Origin of the sequence: Kaistella treverensis (assembly GCF_900114045.1) — a bacterium.
GTDB lineage: Bacteria > Bacteroidota > Bacteroidia > Flavobacteriales > Weeksellaceae > Kaistella > Kaistella treverensis.
The window spans coordinates 281,718-301,987 of record NZ_FORQ01000002.1; the positions used below are offsets into that span (position 1 = coordinate 281,718).

18 protein-coding genes are annotated in these 20,270 nt (G+C 39.9%); 6 read left to right on the plus strand and 12 right to left on the minus strand.

Going from position 1 to position 20,270, the window contains the following annotated elements; all coding sequences use genetic code 11:
• Window positions 1-5: 5 nt before the first annotated feature.
• From glmM to BMZ55_RS06745, 5 genes are all read right to left on the minus strand, one after another.
• Entirely contained in the window at window positions 6-1,388 is a 1,383-nt protein-coding gene (glmM, locus tag BMZ55_RS06730) for a phosphoglucosamine mutase (RefSeq protein WP_089819675.1), read from the minus strand.
• A gap of 149 nt (window positions 1,389-1,537) precedes the next feature.
• Window positions 1,538-1,690: a hypothetical protein gene (locus tag BMZ55_RS11325; protein WP_177179789.1), complete on the minus strand. Its 153-nt coding sequence runs from the start codon at window positions 1,688-1,690 to the stop codon at window positions 1,538-1,540.
• The gene (feoB, locus tag BMZ55_RS06735; RefSeq protein ID WP_089819676.1) at window positions 1,690-3,720 is read right to left on the minus strand and encodes a ferrous iron transport protein B; all 2,031 of its coding nucleotides are present in this window, start codon (window positions 3,718-3,720) and stop codon (window positions 1,690-1,692) included. The genes BMZ55_RS11325 and feoB overlap by 1 nt, the downstream gene beginning before the upstream one ends.
• 36 nt (window positions 3,721-3,756) lie before the next feature.
• A complete protein-coding gene (locus BMZ55_RS06740; RefSeq protein ID WP_052252105.1) occupies window positions 3,757-3,963 on the minus strand; it encodes a FeoA family protein in 207 nt (68 codons plus the stop codon).
• A gap of 186 nt (window positions 3,964-4,149) precedes the next feature.
• Entirely contained in the window at window positions 4,150-5,040 is an 891-nt protein-coding gene (locus BMZ55_RS06745; protein WP_089819677.1) for a GLPGLI family protein, read from the minus strand.
• 115 nt (window positions 5,041-5,155) lie between these two features.
• Here BMZ55_RS06745 and BMZ55_RS06750 point away from each other — a divergent pair, with 115 nt between their 5' ends.
• Window positions 5,156-5,653: a DinB family protein gene (locus tag BMZ55_RS06750; RefSeq protein WP_089819678.1), complete on the plus strand. Its 498-nt coding sequence runs from the start codon at window positions 5,156-5,158 to the stop codon at window positions 5,651-5,653.
• 45 nt (window positions 5,654-5,698) lie between these two features.
• Here the strand turns inward: BMZ55_RS06750 and BMZ55_RS06755 are convergent, their stop codons facing one another.
• Complete coding sequence (locus BMZ55_RS06755) at window positions 5,699-8,410, minus strand: TonB-dependent receptor (RefSeq protein ID WP_089819679.1); 2,712 nt, start codon at window positions 8,408-8,410, stop codon at window positions 5,699-5,701.
• Between the two features lie 159 nt (window positions 8,411-8,569).
• On the opposite strand from BMZ55_RS06755, the gene BMZ55_RS06760 reads away from it, so the two are divergent.
• Complete coding sequence (locus BMZ55_RS06760; RefSeq protein WP_089819680.1) at window positions 8,570-9,451, plus strand: cupin-like domain-containing protein; 882 nt, start codon at window positions 8,570-8,572, stop codon at window positions 9,449-9,451.
• Window positions 9,452-9,496: 45 nt separating this feature from the next.
• On the opposite strand, the gene BMZ55_RS06765 is transcribed toward BMZ55_RS06760, so the two are convergent.
• The 5 genes from BMZ55_RS06765 to BMZ55_RS06785 all read right to left on the minus strand — a co-directional run bounded on the left by BMZ55_RS06765 (window position 9,497) and on the right by BMZ55_RS06785 (window position 15,049).
• Window positions 9,497-11,194 carry a M14 family zinc carboxypeptidase gene (locus BMZ55_RS06765; protein ID WP_089819681.1) on the minus strand — a complete coding sequence of 566 codons (1,698 nt, stop codon included), beginning with the start codon at window positions 11,192-11,194 and terminating at the stop codon, window positions 9,497-9,499.
• Window positions 11,195-11,361: 167 nt separating this feature from the next.
• Window positions 11,362-13,158 carry a translation elongation factor 4 gene (lepA, locus tag BMZ55_RS06770; protein ID WP_089819682.1) on the minus strand — a complete coding sequence of 599 codons (1,797 nt, stop codon included), beginning with the start codon at window positions 13,156-13,158 and terminating at the stop codon, window positions 11,362-11,364.
• A 271-nt stretch (window positions 13,159-13,429) separates the two neighbouring features.
• Window positions 13,430-13,942 carry a hypothetical protein gene (locus BMZ55_RS06775; RefSeq protein ID WP_089819683.1) on the minus strand — a complete coding sequence of 171 codons (513 nt, stop codon included), beginning with the start codon at window positions 13,940-13,942 and terminating at the stop codon, window positions 13,430-13,432.
• A gap of 6 nt (window positions 13,943-13,948) precedes the next feature.
• On the minus strand, window positions 13,949-14,485 hold the full coding sequence (locus tag BMZ55_RS06780) for a hypothetical protein (protein ID WP_089819684.1): 537 nt from the start codon (window positions 14,483-14,485) through the stop codon (window positions 13,949-13,951).
• Window positions 14,486-14,497: 12 nt separating this feature from the next.
• Entirely contained in the window at window positions 14,498-15,049 is a 552-nt protein-coding gene (locus tag BMZ55_RS06785) for an RNA polymerase sigma factor (RefSeq protein WP_089819685.1), read from the minus strand.
• Between the two features lie 103 nt (window positions 15,050-15,152).
• Between BMZ55_RS06785 and BMZ55_RS06790 the strand changes: the two genes are divergently transcribed.
• The 4 genes from BMZ55_RS06790 to porW all read left to right on the plus strand — a co-directional run bounded on the left by BMZ55_RS06790 (window position 15,153) and on the right by porW (window position 19,565).
• Entirely contained in the window at window positions 15,153-15,905 is a 753-nt protein-coding gene (locus BMZ55_RS06790) for a Rossmann-like and DUF2520 domain-containing protein (RefSeq protein WP_089819686.1), read from the plus strand.
• Window positions 15,895-16,413 carry a KdsC family phosphatase gene (locus BMZ55_RS06795; protein ID WP_089819687.1) on the plus strand — a complete coding sequence of 173 codons (519 nt, stop codon included), beginning with the start codon at window positions 15,895-15,897 and terminating at the stop codon, window positions 16,411-16,413. Before BMZ55_RS06790 ends, BMZ55_RS06795 begins: the two co-directional genes overlap by 11 nt.
• A gap of 14 nt (window positions 16,414-16,427) precedes the next feature.
• Entirely contained in the window at window positions 16,428-16,985 is a 558-nt protein-coding gene (locus tag BMZ55_RS06800; RefSeq protein ID WP_089819688.1) for a Maf family nucleotide pyrophosphatase, read from the plus strand.
• Between the two features lie 87 nt (window positions 16,986-17,072).
• Window positions 17,073-19,565 (plus strand): type IX secretion system periplasmic lipoprotein PorW/SprE, encoded by a 2,493-nt coding sequence (porW, locus tag BMZ55_RS06805; protein ID WP_089819689.1) that lies wholly within the window; start codon window positions 17,073-17,075, stop codon window positions 19,563-19,565.
• Between the two features lie 9 nt (window positions 19,566-19,574).
• Here the strand turns inward: porW and tsaB are convergent, their stop codons facing one another.
• Window positions 19,575-20,255 carry a tRNA (adenosine(37)-N6)-threonylcarbamoyltransferase complex dimerization subunit type 1 TsaB gene (gene tsaB, locus BMZ55_RS06810; protein WP_089819690.1) on the minus strand — a complete coding sequence of 227 codons (681 nt, stop codon included), beginning with the start codon at window positions 20,253-20,255 and terminating at the stop codon, window positions 19,575-19,577.
• Window positions 20,256-20,270 lie beyond the last annotated feature (15 nt).

Here is a 20,270-nt window from a genome sequence, read left to right on the forward strand (position 1 = left end):
TCTGTTTAAATCAGACTTCTTATTTTTGCAATCATCTGGTCGCCCAGCTGATCTGCTTCTTCCTGAGAAAAAGCTTCAGTGTAAATCCTGATAATCGGTTCGGTATTCGATTTTCTGAGGTGCACCCAGTTATTTTCAAAATCGATTTTTACGCCGTCCACCGTAGAAATTTCCTCCTTTTGATACTCTTTTTTCGCTTTTGTTAAAAGTGAATCCACATCGATGTCCGGCGTGAGTTCAATTTTCTTCTTACCCATGAAATAGCTTGGATAAGTTGCGCGAAGTTCGGAAACCATTTTGTTTTCTTTTGCCAAATGCGTTAAAAAAAGCGCTACACCAACCAAAGAATCGCGGCCGTAATGCAAATCCGGATAGATGATTCCACCATTTCCTTCACCGCCAATCACCGCGTTTTTTTCTTTCATTAAAGTCACCACATTTACTTCGCCCACCGCGCTCGCAAAATATTCGGAGCCCGAATTTCTTGCAACATCTCTTAAAGCGCGGCTGGAAGATAGATTGGAAATTGCTACGCCTTTTTTATTTTTCAAAAGGTAATCTGCAACCGCGACCAAAGTGTATTCTTCACCGAAAAGTTCACCATTTTCATCTACCAAAGCCAAACGGTCAACATCCGGATCGACCACGATGCCGACATCAGCTTTTTCGGTTTTCATTAATTCACAAATATCACCCAAATGCTCTTTCAACGGCTCCGGATTGTGCGGAAAATGCCCGTTTGGTTCACAATATAATTTTACGACGTCGCAGCCCAATTTTTCCAATAATTGTGGAATGGCAATTCCGCCCGTAGAATTTACGGCATCAACAACAACCTTAAATTTCTTGGCTTTAATGGCTTCTGCGTCAACCATTGGTAAATCTAAAATCTTCTGGATATGAATATCAAAAGCGTCGTCGCGCGTTTCATATTTTCCTAAATCATCAACTTCAGCGTAATCGAAATCCTGACTTTCAGCCAAAGCCAAAACATCAGTACCGTTTTCACCCGAAATAAATTCGCCTTTTTCATTCAATAATTTCAGAGCGTTCCACTGCTTCGGGTTGTGTGAAGCGGTAAGAATTATTCCACCATCAGCCTGAAGTTCCGGAACCATCACTTCCACTGTTGGCGTGGTAGAAAGTCCAAGATCGATGACATTAATTCCTAAACCTTGTAAAGTTGCAGTGACCAGTGAATTTACCATTGCGCCGGAAATGCGCGCATCGCGGCCGACAACCAGGGTTAAATCTTTTTTATTTTTATTCTTCTGAAGCCAGGTTCCAAAGGCGGAAGTAAATTTTACCACATCAAGTGGCGTAAGATTTTCATCAACTTTACCGCCGATGGTGCCGCGGATTCCAGAAATAGATTTTATTAAAGACATATTTTCAATTTTTTAGCACGAAGTGCGTGTGTTTTTTCGATGTGCAAAATTACGAATTAAATGGAAAAGAAAATAGCGCCTTAAAACGGCTTTTTTTTCAAAATGAAAATTTTAAAAAGGTAAAAATCAAGCTATTTAGCCCGGAATTTTTAACTACAGCAATCGCGGTCGCAGCCGGCTTTTCCTTTGGATTTAAATTTTTTCGAGCTGAAATTGCGCGCGATAATTTTAAACAGAGAATATCCTGCAATTAAAACAATTGCGGCAATAATAAGGTATTGAAAAAGAAGTGAATTATCCATTACTTTAAAATTTGGTAGACAATCAGTGAGGCAACATACGCCAGACCAGACATGCCGAAAAGTTGTGCCAACATCCATCTCCAGGACTTGGTTTCCCTATATACAACGGCTAAAGTGGAAACACATTGCATGGCAAAAGCATAGAAAAAAAGGATTGAAATTCCCGTGGCAAAACTGAAAACTTTTTCGCCGTTCGGTTTTACGTCGCTGCGCATTTTATCGATAATTGTTCCTTCGGGAGCTTCTTCATCTAAGCTGTAAAGCGTTGACATTGTGCCAACAAACACCTCACGCGCCACAAAACTGGTAAGGATTCCGACGCCCATTTTCCAGTCATAACCCAAAGGAGCAATTGCCGGTTCGATGGATTTTCCCATTTTCGCGAGGTAAGAATTTTCAAGTTTCACATCGGTCGCCACAAATTCCTGGGCGTTCTGTTTCGGACCGATATAGCTGAAAAACCAAATCACGATGCTGAAAAGGAAAATAATTTTTCCGGCTCCGGTGATAAATTCCCAGACTTTACCGAGAACGATCTTAAAATCATAACCGAAAAGCGGCATTTTATACGAAGGCAAATCCATGACGAGAAAAGAAGTTCCCTTACTTTTAATAATTTTTTTCAGGATTAATGCTCCCATTAATGAGGTGAAAAATCCGAGGAAATACATCGCCATCAAAGCCAGCGCTTTATAGCTCATTCCTATAAAGTACTTGTCAGGAATAATCAGTCCGATGATGATACTGTAGACGGGAAGCCGCGCCGAACACGTCATAAAAGGCGTAACGAGAATGGTGATAAGTCGTTCTTTTACGTTTTCAATATTACGCGTAGACATGATGGCAGGAATCGCACACGCTGTTCCAGAAACCAGTGGTACGATACTTTTTCCGTTCAGACCAAACGGACGCAGAAAACGGTCCATGAGAAAAATGACGCGCGCCATATAGCCGGAATCTTCCAGCAAATAGAGAAAATACAATAAAATGCCAATTTGAGGGGCAAAAACTACGATGCCGCCAATGCCGGGAATTATACCGTTTGACACGAGAGAATTTATCGGACCTTCCGGAAGCTGCGCGCTAACGAAAGTTGAAAACCAAAGGAAAAAATCGGAAATCCAGTTCATTGGATATTCCGCGAGGAAAAAGACACTTTCGAAAATAACGAGCAAAACAAGCCCGAAAATTACGTAACCCCAAATCGGGTGAACCAAAATTTTGTCCAGCTTTTCGGTGAGTAATTCCTTGAATTGTGGTTTTTTGGCTAAAACTTTAGCAATAATTTTATCGATTTCCTGATAGCGCCGGATGGTTTCCTGAGTCTGTAATCTTTTAGGAACCAAACATTTAACCTCATCATTATTGATTTGGTCATTCACCGTTTCCAGTTTTCCCAAATAGGTGTCGGAGGAAAGTAAAGTCCAGATTTTGTATTGATTTTCTTCCTTTGTTTCCTCTAAAATTTTGAAAACGAGACCTTTGTGCTCCGTCGGAATATCAAACGACACCGTTTCCGATTTGGTAAAACTTTGTTTAAAAACTTCCTCACGCAGCTCGTCAATTCCCTGATTCAGCTTTGCATTTGCCTGTAAAACCGTAACATTAAGCTCTTTGGAAAGCTGTTCGGTGTCTATTTTAATTCCGCGGCGGTGCGCCTGATCGATTTGGTTAACGACTAAAAGCACGGGAATACCTAAATCCTGAATCTGCTGAAATAAAAGCAGTCCTCGTTTGATGCTTAAAGCTTCTAAAATATAAACAACACCCGTATAATTTTGCTGCTCGTCGATCAGATATTTAGAAAAAATTGCTTCGTCTTCGGACGTTGGATAAATGCTGTAAGAACCCGGCAGATCGATAACTTCTACTTGCTCGCCCTTATATTCATAACCGCCGGAATGGCTGGCAACAGTAACACCAGCGTAATTACCGGTTTTCTGCTTTTTGTTGCACAATATGTTGAAAACAGTGGATTTACCTACGTTAGGATTTCCGACTAAAAGAATTTGTTTTTTTGAAGTGTTCATTCTACGCTCCGCGATCTGCAAGAATTGGGAGAATATTTAAGTTAAACTTTCTACAATAATGAAGCGTGCTTCTTCTTCGCGAAGAGCGATCCTGCTTTTCTCGTCACCGAATTCGATATACAGCGGCCCTTTGAAAGGCGCCTGATAAAGGACTTTAAAAACAGTGTTCGGCAGCAGGCCCATTTCAATAATTTTGTTGGGCATGATGAGGTCCTTATTTTCGTAACCCAAAATCTTCCCCATTTTTTTCCGGGGAAAACAACATAATTTATCGGAAATATCTCTTTTCAAGGCTAAAATTTTGAATGGCAAATATACGTTATTTAAATTTAATCTAAATAAGGATTATAGGAAAAATTACAGCACAAAAAACCTCAAAACAGTAAATGTCCCGAGGTTTCAACAATTATAATTTAATCTATCTGAAGTCTATTTTTTTGGTTTTTCGACCGGAATTTCAATTGGGTTGTTATTGGACTTATAAAACTCTATAGTGGTTTTTTCCTGCTGTTTCAGGTAATCTCCCATCGTACCGTCCATTCCGGGCATTTTCATCGACATCATTTGCGGCGTAAGCATTGGTCTCATGGAAGCAAACGGATCTTTTTTATAGTCGCTGAGCGTTTTGGTAAATTTTTCACGCGAAAGCTCCTGAACTTTCCCACCGTTTCCGCCCGGCATTACCGATTCGATGTAAGTTACTTCATTGAAGTTAGGTATTTTTTTATTTCCCTTTAATTCCCAGGAATAATTATTTGCGTCGTCGCTGATTTTTACAATAAGTCCCGGTAAGCCGTGAAATTTGTACGGCCCGTCCTGCAATGGAATATCCGTGGTAAACCACGCGGTATACTTTCTTCCGCCATATTCTGTTGTGGCTTTTTGGGCGTTATATTCACCAATTTTTTCTTTTTGCGAATCGATCTTCCAGTTGAATTTCAAATCTTCGTTGTAACCAATATTCACCGGCGTAAAACCACTGCTGATTTGGTCCACAAACTGAACTTTCATTTCCGGGTAAAACTTGTAAATCTTCTCCGTAAACTTCGGCATCGTCATCGTTTTCGAAATATCTTTAAACGTGCCCGATTTCTGCATCGCTTCAACCTGAACTTTTAGAATGGAATCCTGCGCTACAAGCGTATAATCTCGGTAAATGCTTTTGTTTTTGGTTACGTCCAAAACAGCCATCACCTTTTCTACTTTTGCTGAATCTTTTTTCGGCTTATAGCTTAATTCATAAAAAAATCTATTGGCAGTTTCCTGTGCATTAATCGCAAAAAACGCCGTAAACGCTACAAAAGCAAAAATTTTTTTCATCTTTCTATTTTACAATTAGTAAACAACGGGCGGTAATTGTTACAGAATTTTAGAAAAAAATTGCTTTTTTTAGTTTAATTTTAATCTTCATTTACCACACCTTAAAAATATTAACATGGAAACTTTACCGCTATTAAAGCAAGAATTTGAGCAGGAGTACGAAACCACGAAAAAATTCCTGGAAATTTTTCCAGAGGGAAAAAACGATTACAGCCCGCACGAAAAAAGTATGAAACTGATGAGTCTTGCCACGCACATCGTAGAAATTTTCGGCTGGCCCGAAGTCGTAATGAAAACCGAAAAAATAGATTTTGCCGCGGGCGATTACAAACCGACAATTTTGCTGAACCGCAAAGAACTTCAGCAAAAATTCGAAGAAGTTTCCGCAATCAGCAGAGAAATTTTGGAAACCAGCAAAGAAGACGACCTGACCGGAAAATGGAGCATGAATATGGGTGAGCTGGTTTTAGCAGAATTCGATAAATATGGCGCTATACGTCATGCGTTGAACCAGATTGTTCACCACCGCGCTCAACTTGGTGTTTATTATCGGCTGAATGATATTCCGCTGCCGGCAAGTTACGGCCCGAGCGCCGATCACGAAACTTTCTAAAATAATTCAAAAAAATTCCCGCCTTTTAGGCGGGATTTTTTCGTTTTACTTAAAGTTGAATTTCACGGTAAACATCACCTGGCTTGGCCGTATTTCGATGCTGTTTCGTGTGGTAGAAAAATACGTCGTGTTGTAACCGATGGTTTCGTACACTTTTTTATTGGCAATATTCAGCCATTTTATTTCAAAATCTATTTTCTTTTTCGCCCACGTATATTGGTAAGACAAATCGTAGAAAGGATTTCGTAACGTGGTTGCGCCTTGCGTGGTCGAAATATCATCCCAGACAAAACCGATGGTATGATTTTCCAGCGGGTAAAGATAAAGATTCAGATTATGGTTCCAGCCCGAAGATTTATTCACATTATTCCGGTAATCGTCGCTGTTTTTGTTCCAGTTCAGTGAAATATTGTAATCCAGACTCATCCAGCTGAAATAGGTATTATTAAATTTAAAAGCCACACTTTGCGTGTTATTTTTGCTTTCAATAAGATTGTCAACGTTATTATTATCCACCAAAATGCTGTATGAATTTCCATCGCGGTTGCTGAAACTTGCCGACGCATTTGTTTTAAACTTCGGGAAATATTTACCGATTTCAGCACTTTCGGTTTGCGAATAAGAATTATTATCGAAATATTCCAAAGCTACAGACGAAGCGCCAGAAGCAAACGGCCGCGTTTTCGTGATAATATTTCGGTTCGAAACATTATAGCCGTAACGTAAATTGAAGAAAAGGTTATTCAACGGATTTCTGTACTCCAAACGCGCGGTAGAATTGATATTTCTGTTTTCCGGCAAAAGATTGCTGTCGCGGAAATTCAAAGATTTCGGACTTGTCAAAATTTGACCTTCATACACCGAACCGAAATTTCCAAAATTATAATTTATACCTCCGTAACCCGAAAATTTCCAGAAGGATGCGAAATCATAACTTCCGTAAAAAGTTGGTTCAAAAACCGTTCGGCTTATTTCAGAATCTTTGTCGCGCAACAGATCTTTGTAATCCATTCCGTACATATTTACCGGCAAATTGATGCTTAAATTAAGTGCTTTTCCTTTATAATTCAGTCCTACGGAAGTATACGGATTGATTTCCGTCCACTTTAATTTGTTTTGAAAAGAAGTGTCAAGCAAATCACCATCGCCATAAAGCTGAGAATTCATGTCGTTAAAAGATAGATTTAAACCCACTTCCGGGGTAATCGTCCACTTTTTGTAACTAAATCCTACCGATGCGGAATGGTTGGCTTCCAAGGTTTTTAAAGCAATATTCTGGTCCAAACGGTTAAAATGCGTTCCGAAGGCGTCATCCAAATCGTAAAAATTGTCATAAACCGCAGCCAATTTTTGTCGGTCGGTTTGGTAAGAAAGGTAACTCATAAAATTCACCAGCTTATCTTTCCACGGAATTATAGTGCTTAATGAGTTTTTGATGATTCCTGTCGGCGCGCTCATCGCTTCAGCGACAGAAATATCATTTAGCGAGGGATCCGACACCGCCATATTGTATTGCGTGCGCGTATTTCCGCGGTCTTCATTCCAGAAACCATTCCAAGTTGTTGTATTTTTAAAGAAACCTTTTTTAGCATTTTTGGTAAAAATAAGTTCGCCTTTCGCGGCGTTGCTATAGAAGTTATTAGATTCTATCGTGGTAATCTTTCCGGCTTTGAAGAAATCGGTGTCTTGTTCGTAAGTCGTTTCACGATAGGATTCTCTGCTGATCGAATTGTTTGTGTAGCTCGTATTTGCTTTCAATTCCCATTCTTTGTTTTTGAACGGATTCGTCAGCAGATTTGCTGAAAAAAAGTGCACATTATTCATTAAATAACGCTTTTCCGGAATATTCGGCACCGAGGCTTCATCCACACTTAACCAATGGTTTGGCGACGCCTGACCTCTTCTGCCCTCCCAGCGACTTCCGAAAGAAAGCAAGTTTCCTTCTCTTTCTACACTTTCACCATTATTATTGGTTTTATAATTCACCACCCACTGGTTTTTCTGCCCGAAAAACATCGGAGTTAATTTTAAATTATATAAAAACGGCTCCATCCCTACACCAACTTCACCACGCCCTGTCATCGTCACCGACTTTTTTAGTTTTATATTCAGCGCCGCATTTTCTGACGGAACTTTATCCTGTAAAATTTTCACCGGCTGATGGTTTTCCATTACCTCAATTTTCTGCACAGCGCCAGTCGGAAGTGAATTATTAATGGTTCCGTAACCGCCTTCCATCAAATCTTTTCCGTTTACGTAAAATTTATTGATCGGTTCACCCTGATAAAGCACGGTTCCGTCTTTATTCACCTCAATGCCGGGAACTTTCTTTAAAACATCGGCAAGCGTACGGTCAGATTTGCTTTCAAAAGCTTTGATGTCGTACGAAATGGTGTCGCCACGTTTGGTAATCATTTTGGCTTTCAGTTTCACTTCTTTAATCTCCGTTGCATCTGGCTGAAGTGTAAAATTCTGGCTTTGATCTTCGTTTTTTATCGTTTTTTGAAGCGGCTTTTGGTTAAAAGCTTTAATTTTTAAATCCACATTGGCTTCGGCGGTGGTAAAAACCACTTTATATTCACCTTTCGCATTGGTGATGGAAAAGGCGATAATAGCGTCTTTGCCGGGTTCTTCTACCGTAACACTCGCGCTGGAAACTGGCTGGCCTTCCGCGTCGATAACTTTACCAGAAATGGTAGATTGTGCCCAGGATAGAATTGCAAAAAAAACAGCAAAAAAGGTCGAAATTTTTCTCATTAAAGATTTTAGCAATTAGTATTTCTTTCCGCGTAAATGTTACAAAAAGCAATTTGCTCCGCGCTTTTGCTTAAACCTTTTAAACTCAAATGCTATAAAAAGGTTTGAATTAAAATGCTGACTTTTTTACTACTTTTGCTCCATATTTATCTATTTTTTATGGGATTACATTTACAGCCAATTGATGTCGTGGAAACGATTTCTGCGGAAGACTTCCGGACAAAATATTTGCTTCCGAGAAAACCCGTTGTCATCAAAGATTTAGCGCGAAACTGGCCCGCTTACCAAAAATGGACAATGGATTATATGAAAGAAATCGTGGGTGATGTGGAAGTTCCGCTGTACGACTCTTCGAAAGCAGATCCCGCAGCGCCCATTAATTCCGCGGCGGCGAAAATGAAATTCACGGAATACATTGATTTAATTAATGAGAAGCCGACGGATTTGCGCATCTTTTTATTCGACCCGCTGAAATCTGCGCCGCAACTTCTGGAAGATTATATCGCTCCGAAAGATTTAATGGGCGGTTTTTTGGATAAATATCCCAATATGTTTTTCGGTGGTGAAGGTTCAGAAACTTTCCTGCATTACGATATCGATTTAGCTCATATTTTCCATACGCATTTCAACGGACGGAAACACGTTTTGCTTTTTGCGAACAAATGGAAAAGCCGCCTGTACAAAATTCCGTACGCGACTTACGCGCTGGAAGATTACGATATTTCGCAACCAGATTTCGAAGAATTTCCCGCATTAGACGGCGTGGAAGGCATTGAATGTTTCCTGGAACACGGCGACACTTTATTTATGCCGACCGGCTGGTGGCATTATATGAAATATCTGGACGGAAGTTTTTCCATCTCGCAGCGCGCTTGGGACAAATCCTGGGGCGTAAAAGCGCGCTCCCTTTGGAATCTTACCGTGCAGCGGAATTTCGATAATTTCATGAAAGCAAGGTTCAAAAAAAGATACATGGACTGGAAAGAAAGAAAAGCCGTTGAAAGGGCAAATTTTTCCTTAAAAAAAGGTTTGCCAAAATAAATTAAAAAACCCTTTCATTTTCTGAAAGGGTTTCATTTTGAAGTTTTACAAAATCCGAAAAATTGGGTACAAACTGACCGAATTTTCGTAATACGGCGAATGCTTGTAAATCCAATCGAGTTGCGCGTTTCCCTCTTTAGCAAAATCTGGGTTTGCTATTTTTTCCATTTCAAAAGCGGTTCGAAGCACCGTGCCTTTGTTCAGCAATTCCGCGGCGGTGTCTTCGAAAACGTAATCCGAAAAATACTCTTTTTGCCCCAAAATGCCGTCAAAAAAGTTCCAGTTGAAAAAAGAATCTGTCGCAGCGGGTTCCAAAGTTTCCAGCAGGTATTTTACACCGGGTTGTTTCGTAGAAACCAGAAAATCACCTTTGCGGAAATTTTGGTTTTTAAATTCTGATTTGGTTTGCGTGTCGAAGTGTAAATAATGGCCTTCGTACGGGTTTTTTACCGTTTTATAATCTGCGATTCGATAAAGTTCTACGCTAATTGTAGAATCCTGCGCGATTTCTTTCATCTGAATATTGTTTCTTTTCAAATATTCAATCACTTTATTTTCAGATTTCGGGATTACATAAAAGTTCGGAATCTGAATTTCAGCCGTTGGCTTGTATTCATTATAAAACTTCACTTTTCGGGTGAAAGGTTTTTTTCGGTCGTAAAACAATCTGGGTTTTCCGGAAACTTCGCTGGCGTTTTTTCCGGCTTCAAAACCCTTAAAATCGATGAGTTTATATTTTGTGCTGTCGACTTTCCAGCCAATGGAATATTTCTTTCCGGGCAAAAAATTCGCTGCATTTTCGGTCATTTTTTGCTGAATTTCTTTCGCGTTTTTCTGAACATAATTAATGGAGCTCAGCATGTATTCATAAGTTGCACGAACTCTTTCGTTATACGGTTTCAGCATATGCGTTTCCGCAACAGTGCCCAAAGTGTTGAAAAGCGTGGTGTAACCCGTAGCGTAGCGCGGCGAATCCATAAAAGCCGGAAAACCTTCATCCGGAGAATCACCGTGAATATTAACGTAAGGCGTGGTCAAAATCCCTTTTTTCTCCATATTCTTCAGGATTTCCGGCTGCATTTTTTCATTGAAATACAAGCCCAGTTTATCGCCCAATCTTTCTTTATTTGTGGAAATATAAGTGAATAAATATTGATAATCTGCGCCGTTACTTACGTGATTATCGATGAAATAAATCGGTTTAAAAAACTGGAAAATTTGCTGAAATGCCTCCGAATTTTTGGTGTCATTTTTAATAAAATCGCGGTTCAGATCATAGTTTCTGGCGTTTCCGCGGAAACCGTATTCTTCCGGACCGTTTTGATTGGCGCGGCTGTGTTTTCCGCGGCGCAACATTCCGGAAATATTGTAGGCTTCGATTGCGACAATTTTTAAATTTTTAGCAGAAATTTTTCCGGTGGCCAAATCGCGCATGAGCATCATGGTCGCATCAATTCCGTCGGGTTCGCCGGGATGAATTCCGTTATTGATTAAGATTACAGGCGCTGCTTTACTTTTTGAATTTTCGAAAATCACCACTTTTATGGGTTCGCCGTTATCATCGCTACCGAAATCCTGAACGCTGATGCTTTTGAAATTTTTGGCTAAATCAGCGTAATATTTTACCATTTCTGCGTAAGTCGTGGTTTGGTTTCCGTTGCCTTTTTCGTAAGGTGTCGGGAAATTATTTTGAGCTAAAAAGAAGTTTGAAAGTAACAGCAGAAAGAGTAATTTGAATTTCATTTTAAAATTATTTCAGCGAAATTAAATAAAAAATTCCCGACTAAAAGCAGGAATTTTTGTGTTTTAGAAAATCTTGATTTAGAACGAAACCCGCGCCCCGACCTGAGTGGAGCTCTCCGCCGCGGCGGAAGCGGGAACGGAGGGCGGAAAAAGGCGTCCAAACTCAATTATTCATTCAGCTTCAACACCGCCATAAATGCGGATTGCGGCACTTCTACCCGACCGATTTGCTTCATTTTTTTCTTCCCTTCTTTCTGCTTTTCCAACAATTTACGCTTACGGGAAATATCGCCACCGTAACATTTTGCGGTCACATCTTTTCGTAAAGCTTTGATGGTTTCGCGGGCAATAACTTTCGCGCCGAGCGCCGCCTGAACGGCAATATCAAACTGCTGACGTGGAATAAGTTCGCGAAGTTTTTCGCACATTCTTTTACCGATATAATACGCGTTGCTGTCGTGGATGAGCGAGGAAAGCGCATCTACCATGTCGCCATTGATGAGAATATCCATTTTCACTAGTTTTGAAGCGCGGAAACCAATTGGATGGTAATCAAAACTCGCATAACCTTTGGAAATTGATTTCAAACGGTCGTAAAAATCAAAAACAACTTCCGCAAGCGGCATGTTGAAAACCATTTCTACACGGTCGGAAGTCAGATAATTTTGGGTTACAATTTCACCTCTTTTCTCAATACAAAGCGTCATTACCGGGCCGACAAAATCGGACTTTGTGATGATGGAAGCTTTGATGAAAGGTTCTTCCACGCGGTCAAGCATCATAGGATCGGTCATTTCTGACGGATTGTTGATGAGAATCATTTTGTCCGGGTCTTTTTTGGTGTAACCGTGGTAGGAAACGTTCGGAACCGTGGTGATGACATCCATATTAAACTCGCGGTCAAGTCTTTCCTGAACGATTTCCATGTGAAGCATGCCTAGGAAGCCGCAACGGAAACCAAAGCCAAGCGCCGCGGAACTTTCCGGTTCGAAAACCAGTGACGCGTCATTTAACCTTAACTTCTCGAGCGAGAAACGCAATTCTTCGAAATCTTCAGCTTCAATTGGATAAATTCCGGCGAAAACCATTGGTTTTACTTCTTCGAAACCTTCAATTGCAGCTGCTGCACCATTTTCAAAAGTAGTGATCGTATCTCCTACTTTAACTTCGCGGGCGTCTTTAATCCCGGAAATTATATAACCAACGTCGCCGGTCATAATTTCTTTTTTCGGAGCCTGTTTTAGTTTTAAAGTTCCAACCTCATCGGCTTCGTACATTTTGCCGGTCGCCATAAATTTAATGCGCTGGCCTTTTTTAATGCTGCCGTGCACGACTTTAAAATACGCCTCGATACCGCGGAAAGGATTGTAAACTGAATCAAAAACCAATGCCTGCAATGGTGCATCGGGATCACCAACAGGTGCCGGAATTCTGTTCACAATTTGCTCCAACAATTCGTGCACACCTTCGCCGGTTTTTCCGGAAACACGCAAAACGTCTTCGTATTCGCAGCCGATTAGGTTCATAATTTCATCAGTTACTTCTTCCGGATTAGCTGAAGGTAAATCGATTTTATTGAGAATTGGAATAATCGTAAGGTCATTTTCCAAAGCTAAATATAAATTGCTTATCGTCTGCGCCTGAATGCTTTGCGCGGCATCAACGATTAAGAGCGCACCTTCGCAAGCTGCGATGGAACGGGAAACTTCGTAGGAAAAATCTACGTGTCCCGGTGTATCGATAAGGTTGAGAATATATTTTTCACCATTCAGTTCGTAATCCATTTGGATCGCGTGAGATTTTATGGTAATTCCGCGTTCTTTTTCAAGATCCATATCGTCCAGCGTCTGCGATTGCAGCTCTCTTTGGGTCACCGTGTTGGTGTATTCCAAAAGGCGGTCTGCGAGTGTAGACTTTCCGTGATCGATATGTGCAATGATGCAAAAGTTTCGTATGTTTTTCATTTAAAATAGAAGATAGTGCGCAAATTTAGTGTTTTTTGATGGATTTTTTAGCGGAAATAAAACGGAGTAATCACCAAGAAAAAATGAAAATAATTTGAAAAACTAACCACTAAAAGAGCATTTTTTTCATTTTTTAAAAGCTGAAATATATCTATTTCAAAAATAAATTTTCAAAAAAAATTTATTTGCCGTTAAAATGGTGTTTTTTTATAAAAGAACGACCTCTACAAATAAATTGCAGAGGTCGCTCAAACATTAAAAAAATAAACTATTATGGTCGCCTGCGCTGCGGACCTGGATTTCGAGGCCCGTCTTGTTTTTTATCTAATATCTTGGTACGCATTTTACCTTCTGTCTGGTACATTTTCAGAACCTGCTGAGGTGAAATTACTTTCATGAATTTCTGCGCGTAATTTTTTCTGTTATCTAAAAGCTGCTGCCCGATTTCAAAACTTTGTTCCAGTTGTTTTACCGCTTCAGCATCGCTCATGTTTTCATAATTTTCGTCCGCGGTGAACTTTTCTTTTATTGCATTCTGCTTTTCCTGATATTCGGCGTACAGATTTTTAAATTCCTCCTGCTGATTGCCTGGCACTTCAAGCTCAGAGATCATCATTTTTTCGCGGAATTCCTTTAAAAGGTTCATTCGGTCTTCCGGTTTCATTTTCTGGATAATCTCTTTCCTTTGTTCAGGCTTCATATTTTTCCAGTCGTAGTTCAGTTGTTGGGCAAAACTCGCGGAAGTTAGAAGTGCGACGCTCAGAAGTGTTAAAATCTTTTTCATTGTTGCTTAATTATACAAGTCCAGGTAAATATCTTGCTCTGCATTTTGTGATAAATCTGCTAATTCGGCGCGGGTAAAATTCGAAAGAATTTGATCGACCTGAATTTCTGCTGTTTTTACCTGTTCTTTTTCCTTTTGCTTTGCAAATTTAGCTGTTTTCTCACTAAAATTTGTTTTTGCTTCTGCGGTGTTTTTTGGATTATTGTTTTCTATGGAAGTTAAATCCTGTTCTAAAATTTTCAGCGCAACTGCTTCTTCAGAAGGTATAGCTTCCTGTTCTGCAGCGTTCACGGTGTTTTTAATTTCAACTTCATTCTGTGCGACAGATGGTGTTTCTGCGGGCGCGGAAGTCAGGAAAAAAGTAAAACCAAACAGCAACGCAACTGCGGCGGCGGCCGTATAAGCCCAGTTCATTTTGATAACCTTTCCTGCTTTTTCCTGAAGAATTTCGGCCAGAACCTTGTTTTGCATTTCAGCAAAAAAGTTCTCTTTATGCGTGAAAATATTTTTGCGTTCTAACTTATCTAAATCAAATTCTTTCATCTTTTTCGTATCTTAATCCGTGTAATTTTGTTTAATGTAATCTTCAACTTTTTGCTTGGCATAGTGGTAATTGGTCTTTAAAGTCCCCACCGACATGTCTAAAATCTGCGACATATCTTCGTAGGGTAAGTCTTCATAATACCTCATATTAAAAACCAGTTTCTGCTTATCCGGCAAAGAATGGATGGCTTTCTGCAATAAAACCTGAATTTCATCTGCATCGGGCTGCACATTGTCTGCTACTAAATTCTGAAGATAATTGGTAGATTCTTCGTCATTTTTCTGCATTTTTTTCATTTTGTTTAACTGCTGCAAAGATTCGTTGGTTGCAATCCTGTAAAGCCAGGTGTAGAGCTGACTTTCCTGTTTAAACTGATGAAAATTCTGATAAGCTTTAATAAAAGTATCCTGTAAAACATCCTGTGAGATATCGTGATCCACGATAAAGCGCCGGATATGCCAATATAACCTGCTCTGATATGCATCCATCATCATGCGAACTCCTTTTTCACGGGTTTTCTCGCCAGACATCAACTTGATAATTTCGGCTTCCTTAATCTTCATTGAGATGCAATCGGTGTTTTGATGAGTGAATTGTTTAAAAGTTAAAAAAGACTTCAATTTTTAGTCCAAACCAAAATACTATCTTTGTTTATAATACTTTTCTATGAAGATTGTCATTATAGGTTCGGGCAATGTAGCGTATCATTTATGCAAAGCATTCGCTCAAAATCACATTTCTGTTGCCCAAATTTTTGGCCGGAATGAAACTGATTTAAAGCAGATTTCTGCAGAACTTGATATACCGTTTTCCACCACTGCACTTGCCGATGCAGATTTATATATTATTTGCGTCAGCGATGATTCTGTTTCGGAAATTTCAAAGTTAATAAAAAATGAAAACTCTTTGGTAGCGCACACTTCAGGTTCGTTGGAAAAAGAAATTCTTTCCGGTAATTACCGCAAAGCAAGTTTTTATCCTTTACAGACTTTTTCACGGGCTAAAATGCTGAATTATTCCGAAATACCCTTCTTCATCGAAGCTGAGAAAAGAGAAGATGAAGATTTGCTTTTAAATTTAGCTGAAAAAATCAGCAAGAAGGTGATGCGTTCAACTTATGAAAAGCGAAAATATATCCATTTAACGGCTGTTTTTTCCTGTAATTTTGTAAATCATCTTTTTGCACGGGCGAAAGAAATTTCAGACCGTGAAGAAATTCCGTTTGACTATTTTTTACCATTAATTAAAGAAACCACCCAGAAAATAGAGCATATTGAGCCGAAATTAGCGCAAACCGGTCCCGCGGTGCGGAATGACCAGCGCGTTTTGCAGCTTCACGAAGAACTTTTACCGTCTGATGAGCACCGGAAAATCTACAAAACGCTGAATGAATCTATTAAAAAAATGTATGAGCTATAAATCCAGATTAAAAAATATAAAAGCCTTTGTTTTTGATGTTGACGGCGTATTTACCGACGGAAGCGTGGTGCTGATGGCGGACAAAAGCATGTGCCGCGTGATGAATGTTCTCGATGGTTACGCGGTGGTGCAGGCGAGAAAACACAATTATCCGATTTGTGTAATTACCGGCGGCGACGATCCTTCGGTGCGGAATAGAATATACTATTTAGGAATAACCGATTATTACGCTAAAATTGGCAATAAGCTGGAAAAATTCGAAGAATTCAAGCAAAAATATCAGCTTAAAAACGAAGAAATTCTCACCATGGGTGACGATATTCCCGATTTACCAATGATGAAGATTTCAGGAATTTCAGCATGTCCGAAGAATTCCGTGCCGGACATTAAACTGATTTCAGATTATATTTCTCCGACCGAAGGTGGAAAAGGCGCCGTTCGTGATGTGATTGAACAGGTGATGAAAGTGCAGGGAACCTGGCAGTTTGACGATACAAAAAGTGTTTAAATAACAGGCAAAAAATGAAAATATTACTCGGTTCAAACTCACCGCGCCGCAAAGAATTATTAAAGGAATTAGGTTTTGATTTTTCTGTCGTCAAGATTGATTGTGAAGAAAACTATCCTGAAAATTTGCCTGTTTCCGAGATTGCCGGTTATCTCTCCGAATTGAAATCGTCTGCTTACGGAAATTTAAAAAACGATGAAGTTTTATTGACGGCAGATACCATTGTGGTTTTAAACGAAACCGTTTTAGGAAAACCTGAAAAAGAAGTACAGGCACGGGAAATGCTCGAAAAACTATCCGGCAAAATTCACGAGGTTTATACCGGAATTACCATACGGACTTTGGAAAAAACCATTACGCAAACCGATGTAGCGCAGGTTGAGTTCGACAATTTAAGTTCAGAAGAAATAGATTTTTATATTAAAAATTATCAGCCGTTCGATAAAGCCGGCAGCTATGGAATTCAGGAATGGCTGGGGATGGCAAAAATTCGGTGCATTTCGGGCAGTTTTTTTACAATTATGGGTCTGCCCACGCATTTGGTTTATAACCTGCTGAAAGATTTAAAATAAAAAATATCGGCATAAAAGACCATATTTTTGCTAATTTTATAATAAGCATTTTACAATAAAATCCTGATTTGAAAGTTATTATAAATAATGAAAAAAATTATACTTTTCCTTTTAACAATCGTGGTTATTAACTCCTGCTCATCGCGGAAGAAAGCCAACGATTCCACTTTCTTGAAAGGATTTTTCACCTATTATAATACCTTATTTAACAGTAAAGATGCGCTGGAAACAGAGTTGCGCAACCGCGATAAAAGCCACCGCGACAATTTTTATGCGCCGTACATCCAGATTCTTACCTATGAAAATCAAGCCGAAGGAAGTGAGCTGAATAACGCTTTGACGGGCGACGATTTCGATCCGGGTTTTACAGGTTCCAACATGCGCGGAACGCCGGGTTCGCCTGGAAATTTTCAAGGTGACGGTGGTGGCCGCGGGAACGGCGGTGGTGCCACAATTCTGGAAATTGCAGAAGCAAAAGCACTGAAAGCAATCGCAAAATATTCAGTGCTGAAAAATGGCGAAGAAAAAAACAAAAAGATTTTTGATGCGCACATTTTGCTTGCGCAGGCACGTATTTACCAGGAAAAACCTCTGGAAGCTTTAGATGCGCTGAACTATCTTTTCACCAATATGCGCGAAGATAAAAGATTGCCATTGGCGCGTATTTACCAGGGATTGGCGTACACAAAGATTGGAGATTATGCACGGGCAGAAGAGATTTTTGCTGATTTAAAGCGAAGCGACATCAACAAAGATTTTCAACAACTTGCCAGCATTTATTATTCAGAAATGCTGCTGAATGCCAGTAAAAATCAGGATGCGATCATCGAGCTTGAAAATGCTTATGTAATCAATAAAAACAGAAAGTTACGCAGCCGGATTTCGTTTCTGCGTGGGCAAATTCTGGCAGATTTAGGTCGGGACGGAGAAGCGCGAGAAAGTTTTGTTACCGCATACCAAAACGCAAATGACTTTGAATTTGAAGTAAAATCTCAAATTGAAATAGCAAAAACCTTTAACGGAACCGATGATGATTTCAACGGTGCAAAAGAATATCTTGAAAAAATCAGCAAAAAAGGCACATACGCCTCAAGAAAAAATGAATTTTACTACGCTCTTGGTTTGATGGCGAACAAAGCCGGAAAAAAAGAAGAAGCCAGGCAGTTTTTTGCACAATCTTTGTCCGAAAAAATTTCCGATCCACAGGTGCGAGGCTTAACGTATTATGAAATAGGAAAAGATTATTTCGAAAACAGCGATTACCTTTCAGCAGGCGCGTTTTACGATTCAGCTTTGGCGGTGATGACCTATGAACCGGCAAAAATTCTTTTACAGGAACAGTCTTCGAATATTAAAAATGTCTCTGCAAATTATTATTTGATTAAGAAGAACGACAGTATTTTGAATTTGACCAAAATGCCGCAAGCGGAGAGAATTGCGTATTTCACCACGTATATCGACGCGCTAAAAACCAAAGAACAGCAGCAGGAAATCTTGCAACGAAAAGCGGACAGAAGCAAAGGTTTTGACACTGGAGATTATTCAGCAAATTCGGCTTTTGCAGGAACTGCAGGCGCTTTCCAGAACTTCGATAATTCCAGAGGTAGCTTTTATTTTGCAAACACGGGAACTGTGGCAAAAGGGGAGTCCACTTTTAAACAAATCTGGGGAAACCGTTCGCTTAACGACGACTGGCGAACTTCGGTGAGAAGCAACTCCATTGAAGACCTTCGAAACGAAGCGCTGGGACTTTCTACGGCGCCTAATCCACGCCGTTTTGAACCAACTTTCTACATTGACCAGCTTCCGACCAGTCTCGCGGAAATAACCACTTTAAAGAAAGCGCGGGACACCGCTTCGCTTGGTCTCGGAAGAATGTATGAAAGTTATTTTGGCGATACCGAACTTGCTACAAAAACTCTGTATGATTTGGTTGATCAGCAGCCTGAAGAAGAAACGAAACTACAGGCGCTTTACCAGATATTTTCGATGAATTATGAAAAAAATCCGGCCGCAGCGGAACGTGCAAAACAGATGATTCTTACAGAATTTCCGTACACTTCGTATGCGGAATTTGTAAAAGATCCGAAAAATAAAGTTTTTTCTCAGTCTTCGGACGAGGTTGAAAAAATGTATGCTGAAGCTTTTGAGCTGTATAAAGATGAAAAATTTGAGGAAAGCAAAACGTTGATTCAAATTGCTTTAGCGAAATATCCAAAAGATGCTTTAGTCCCGAAATTTGCGTTGCTAAATGCCTTTAATACTGGAAAAACCGCGGGGAAAGAAATTATGATTTTGCAGCTGGAACAGATTGCGCTGAATTATGCCAACACTACTGAAGGGGAAAAAGCCGCCGAAATGCTGAAATACCTGCACAGCGATTTACAGTTTGAAACTACCGACAGCGCGGGAAATGTGGTACAACCGACGCGTCCGGAAAATTCGGGGCAAAAAATTCCGGATTCTATAAAAGTCGATACAGATGATCTTCCGCAAAACGCTCCGCCACGACCAGGTGGCAGGGGAACGCCGCAAGATGTGCCGCAAAGTGGGAGCGGGAAAAAACCCAAAACAAAATAAAAGCGAAGATTATTCTTCGCTTTTTTTCTTTTTCACGCCCTGAAATTCCTTTAGATAAAAAGGTTCAAAGTAGGCAACATCTTCAAATTCCTGATTTTCAAATTTATTAGCCGCTTTTTTGACCAAAAATTTCGCACTCGGGAAAACCTCAGCATTAAAATCTGCTTCGATGTTCTGTAAAATATCTTGAGCTTTAGCCGCGCCGTCACCTACGAAAATAATTTTTTTACCCTGAAATTCCGCGAAAGAATTTTCATCTAAAATTTTTGCTTCCGTGTCGGCTAATAATTCTCCGGAAAAACCATCAAATACCGCCGAATAAACTTCCATTCTACGCGCATCGATTAAGGGAATAATTAAATCATAACCTTGATTTAAAAAGGGTTCAACCATCGTTTCCAAAGAATTTACAGCGATCAGCGGAATGTTTAAACCATAGCAAAAACCTTTTGCAGACGATGATCCAATGCGCAAACCCGTGTACGAACCCGGACCTTTTCCAAGCGAAATGGCATCAATATCTTTCAAAGTGAGTTTTGCGCCTTCCAAAGCCCATTGCACGAATAAATGTAAACTTTCGGACTGCTTATAATTGTCGGAAACTTCTTCGCAGAGACACAGCAGTTTATCGCCGTCTGAAATGGCAACAGAACAGTTTCGGGAAGAGGTTTCGAGGTGAAGAATTTTCATAATTTAAAATGGAAA

Coding starts and splice junctions, on each gene's coding strand:
- BMZ55_RS06765 (WP_089819681.1), bottom strand. CDS start 11,194: ATGAAATTCAAATTACTCTTTCTGCTGTTACTTTCAAACTTCTTTTTA.
- BMZ55_RS06740 (WP_052252105.1), bottom strand. CDS start 3,963: ATGGGGAAGATTTTGGGTTACGAAAATAAGGACCTCATCATGCCCAAC.
- BMZ55_RS06780 (WP_089819684.1), bottom strand. CDS start 14,485: ATGAAAGAATTTGATTTAGATAAGTTAGAACGCAAAAATATTTTCACG.
- BMZ55_RS06795 (WP_089819687.1), top strand. CDS start 15,895: ATGAGCTATAAATCCAGATTAAAAAATATAAAAGCCTTTGTTTTTGAT.
- BMZ55_RS06760 (WP_089819680.1), top strand. CDS start 8,570: ATGGGATTACATTTACAGCCAATTGATGTCGTGGAAACGATTTCTGCG.
- BMZ55_RS06775 (WP_089819683.1), bottom strand. CDS start 13,942: ATGAAAAAGATTTTAACACTTCTGAGCGTCGCACTTCTAACTTCCGCG.
- BMZ55_RS06745 (WP_089819677.1), bottom strand. CDS start 5,040: ATGAAAAAAATTTTTGCTTTTGTAGCGTTTACGGCGTTTTTTGCGATT.
- BMZ55_RS06750 (WP_089819678.1), top strand. CDS start 5,156: ATGGAAACTTTACCGCTATTAAAGCAAGAATTTGAGCAGGAGTACGAA.
- tsaB (WP_089819690.1), bottom strand. CDS start 20,255: ATGAAAATTCTTCACCTCGAAACCTCTTCCCGAAACTGTTCTGTTGCC.
- BMZ55_RS06785 (WP_089819685.1), bottom strand. CDS start 15,049: ATGAAGATTAAGGAAGCCGAAATTATCAAGTTGATGTCTGGCGAGAAA.
- BMZ55_RS06790 (WP_089819686.1), top strand. CDS start 15,153: ATGAAGATTGTCATTATAGGTTCGGGCAATGTAGCGTATCATTTATGC.
- BMZ55_RS11325 (WP_177179789.1), bottom strand. CDS start 1,690: ATGGATAATTCACTTCTTTTTCAATACCTTATTATTGCCGCAATTGTT.
- BMZ55_RS06755 (WP_089819679.1), bottom strand. CDS start 8,410: ATGAGAAAAATTTCGACCTTTTTTGCTGTTTTTTTTGCAATTCTATCC.
- porW (WP_089819689.1), top strand. CDS start 17,073: ATGAAAAAAATTATACTTTTCCTTTTAACAATCGTGGTTATTAACTCC.
- feoB (WP_089819676.1), bottom strand. CDS start 3,720: ATGAACACTTCAAAAAAACAAATTCTTTTAGTCGGAAATCCTAACGTA.
- glmM (WP_089819675.1), bottom strand. CDS start 1,388: ATGTCTTTAATAAAATCTATTTCTGGAATCCGCGGCACCATCGGCGGT.
- BMZ55_RS06800 (WP_089819688.1), top strand. CDS start 16,428: ATGAAAATATTACTCGGTTCAAACTCACCGCGCCGCAAAGAATTATTA.
- lepA (WP_089819682.1), bottom strand. CDS start 13,158: ATGAAAAACATACGAAACTTTTGCATCATTGCACATATCGATCACGGA.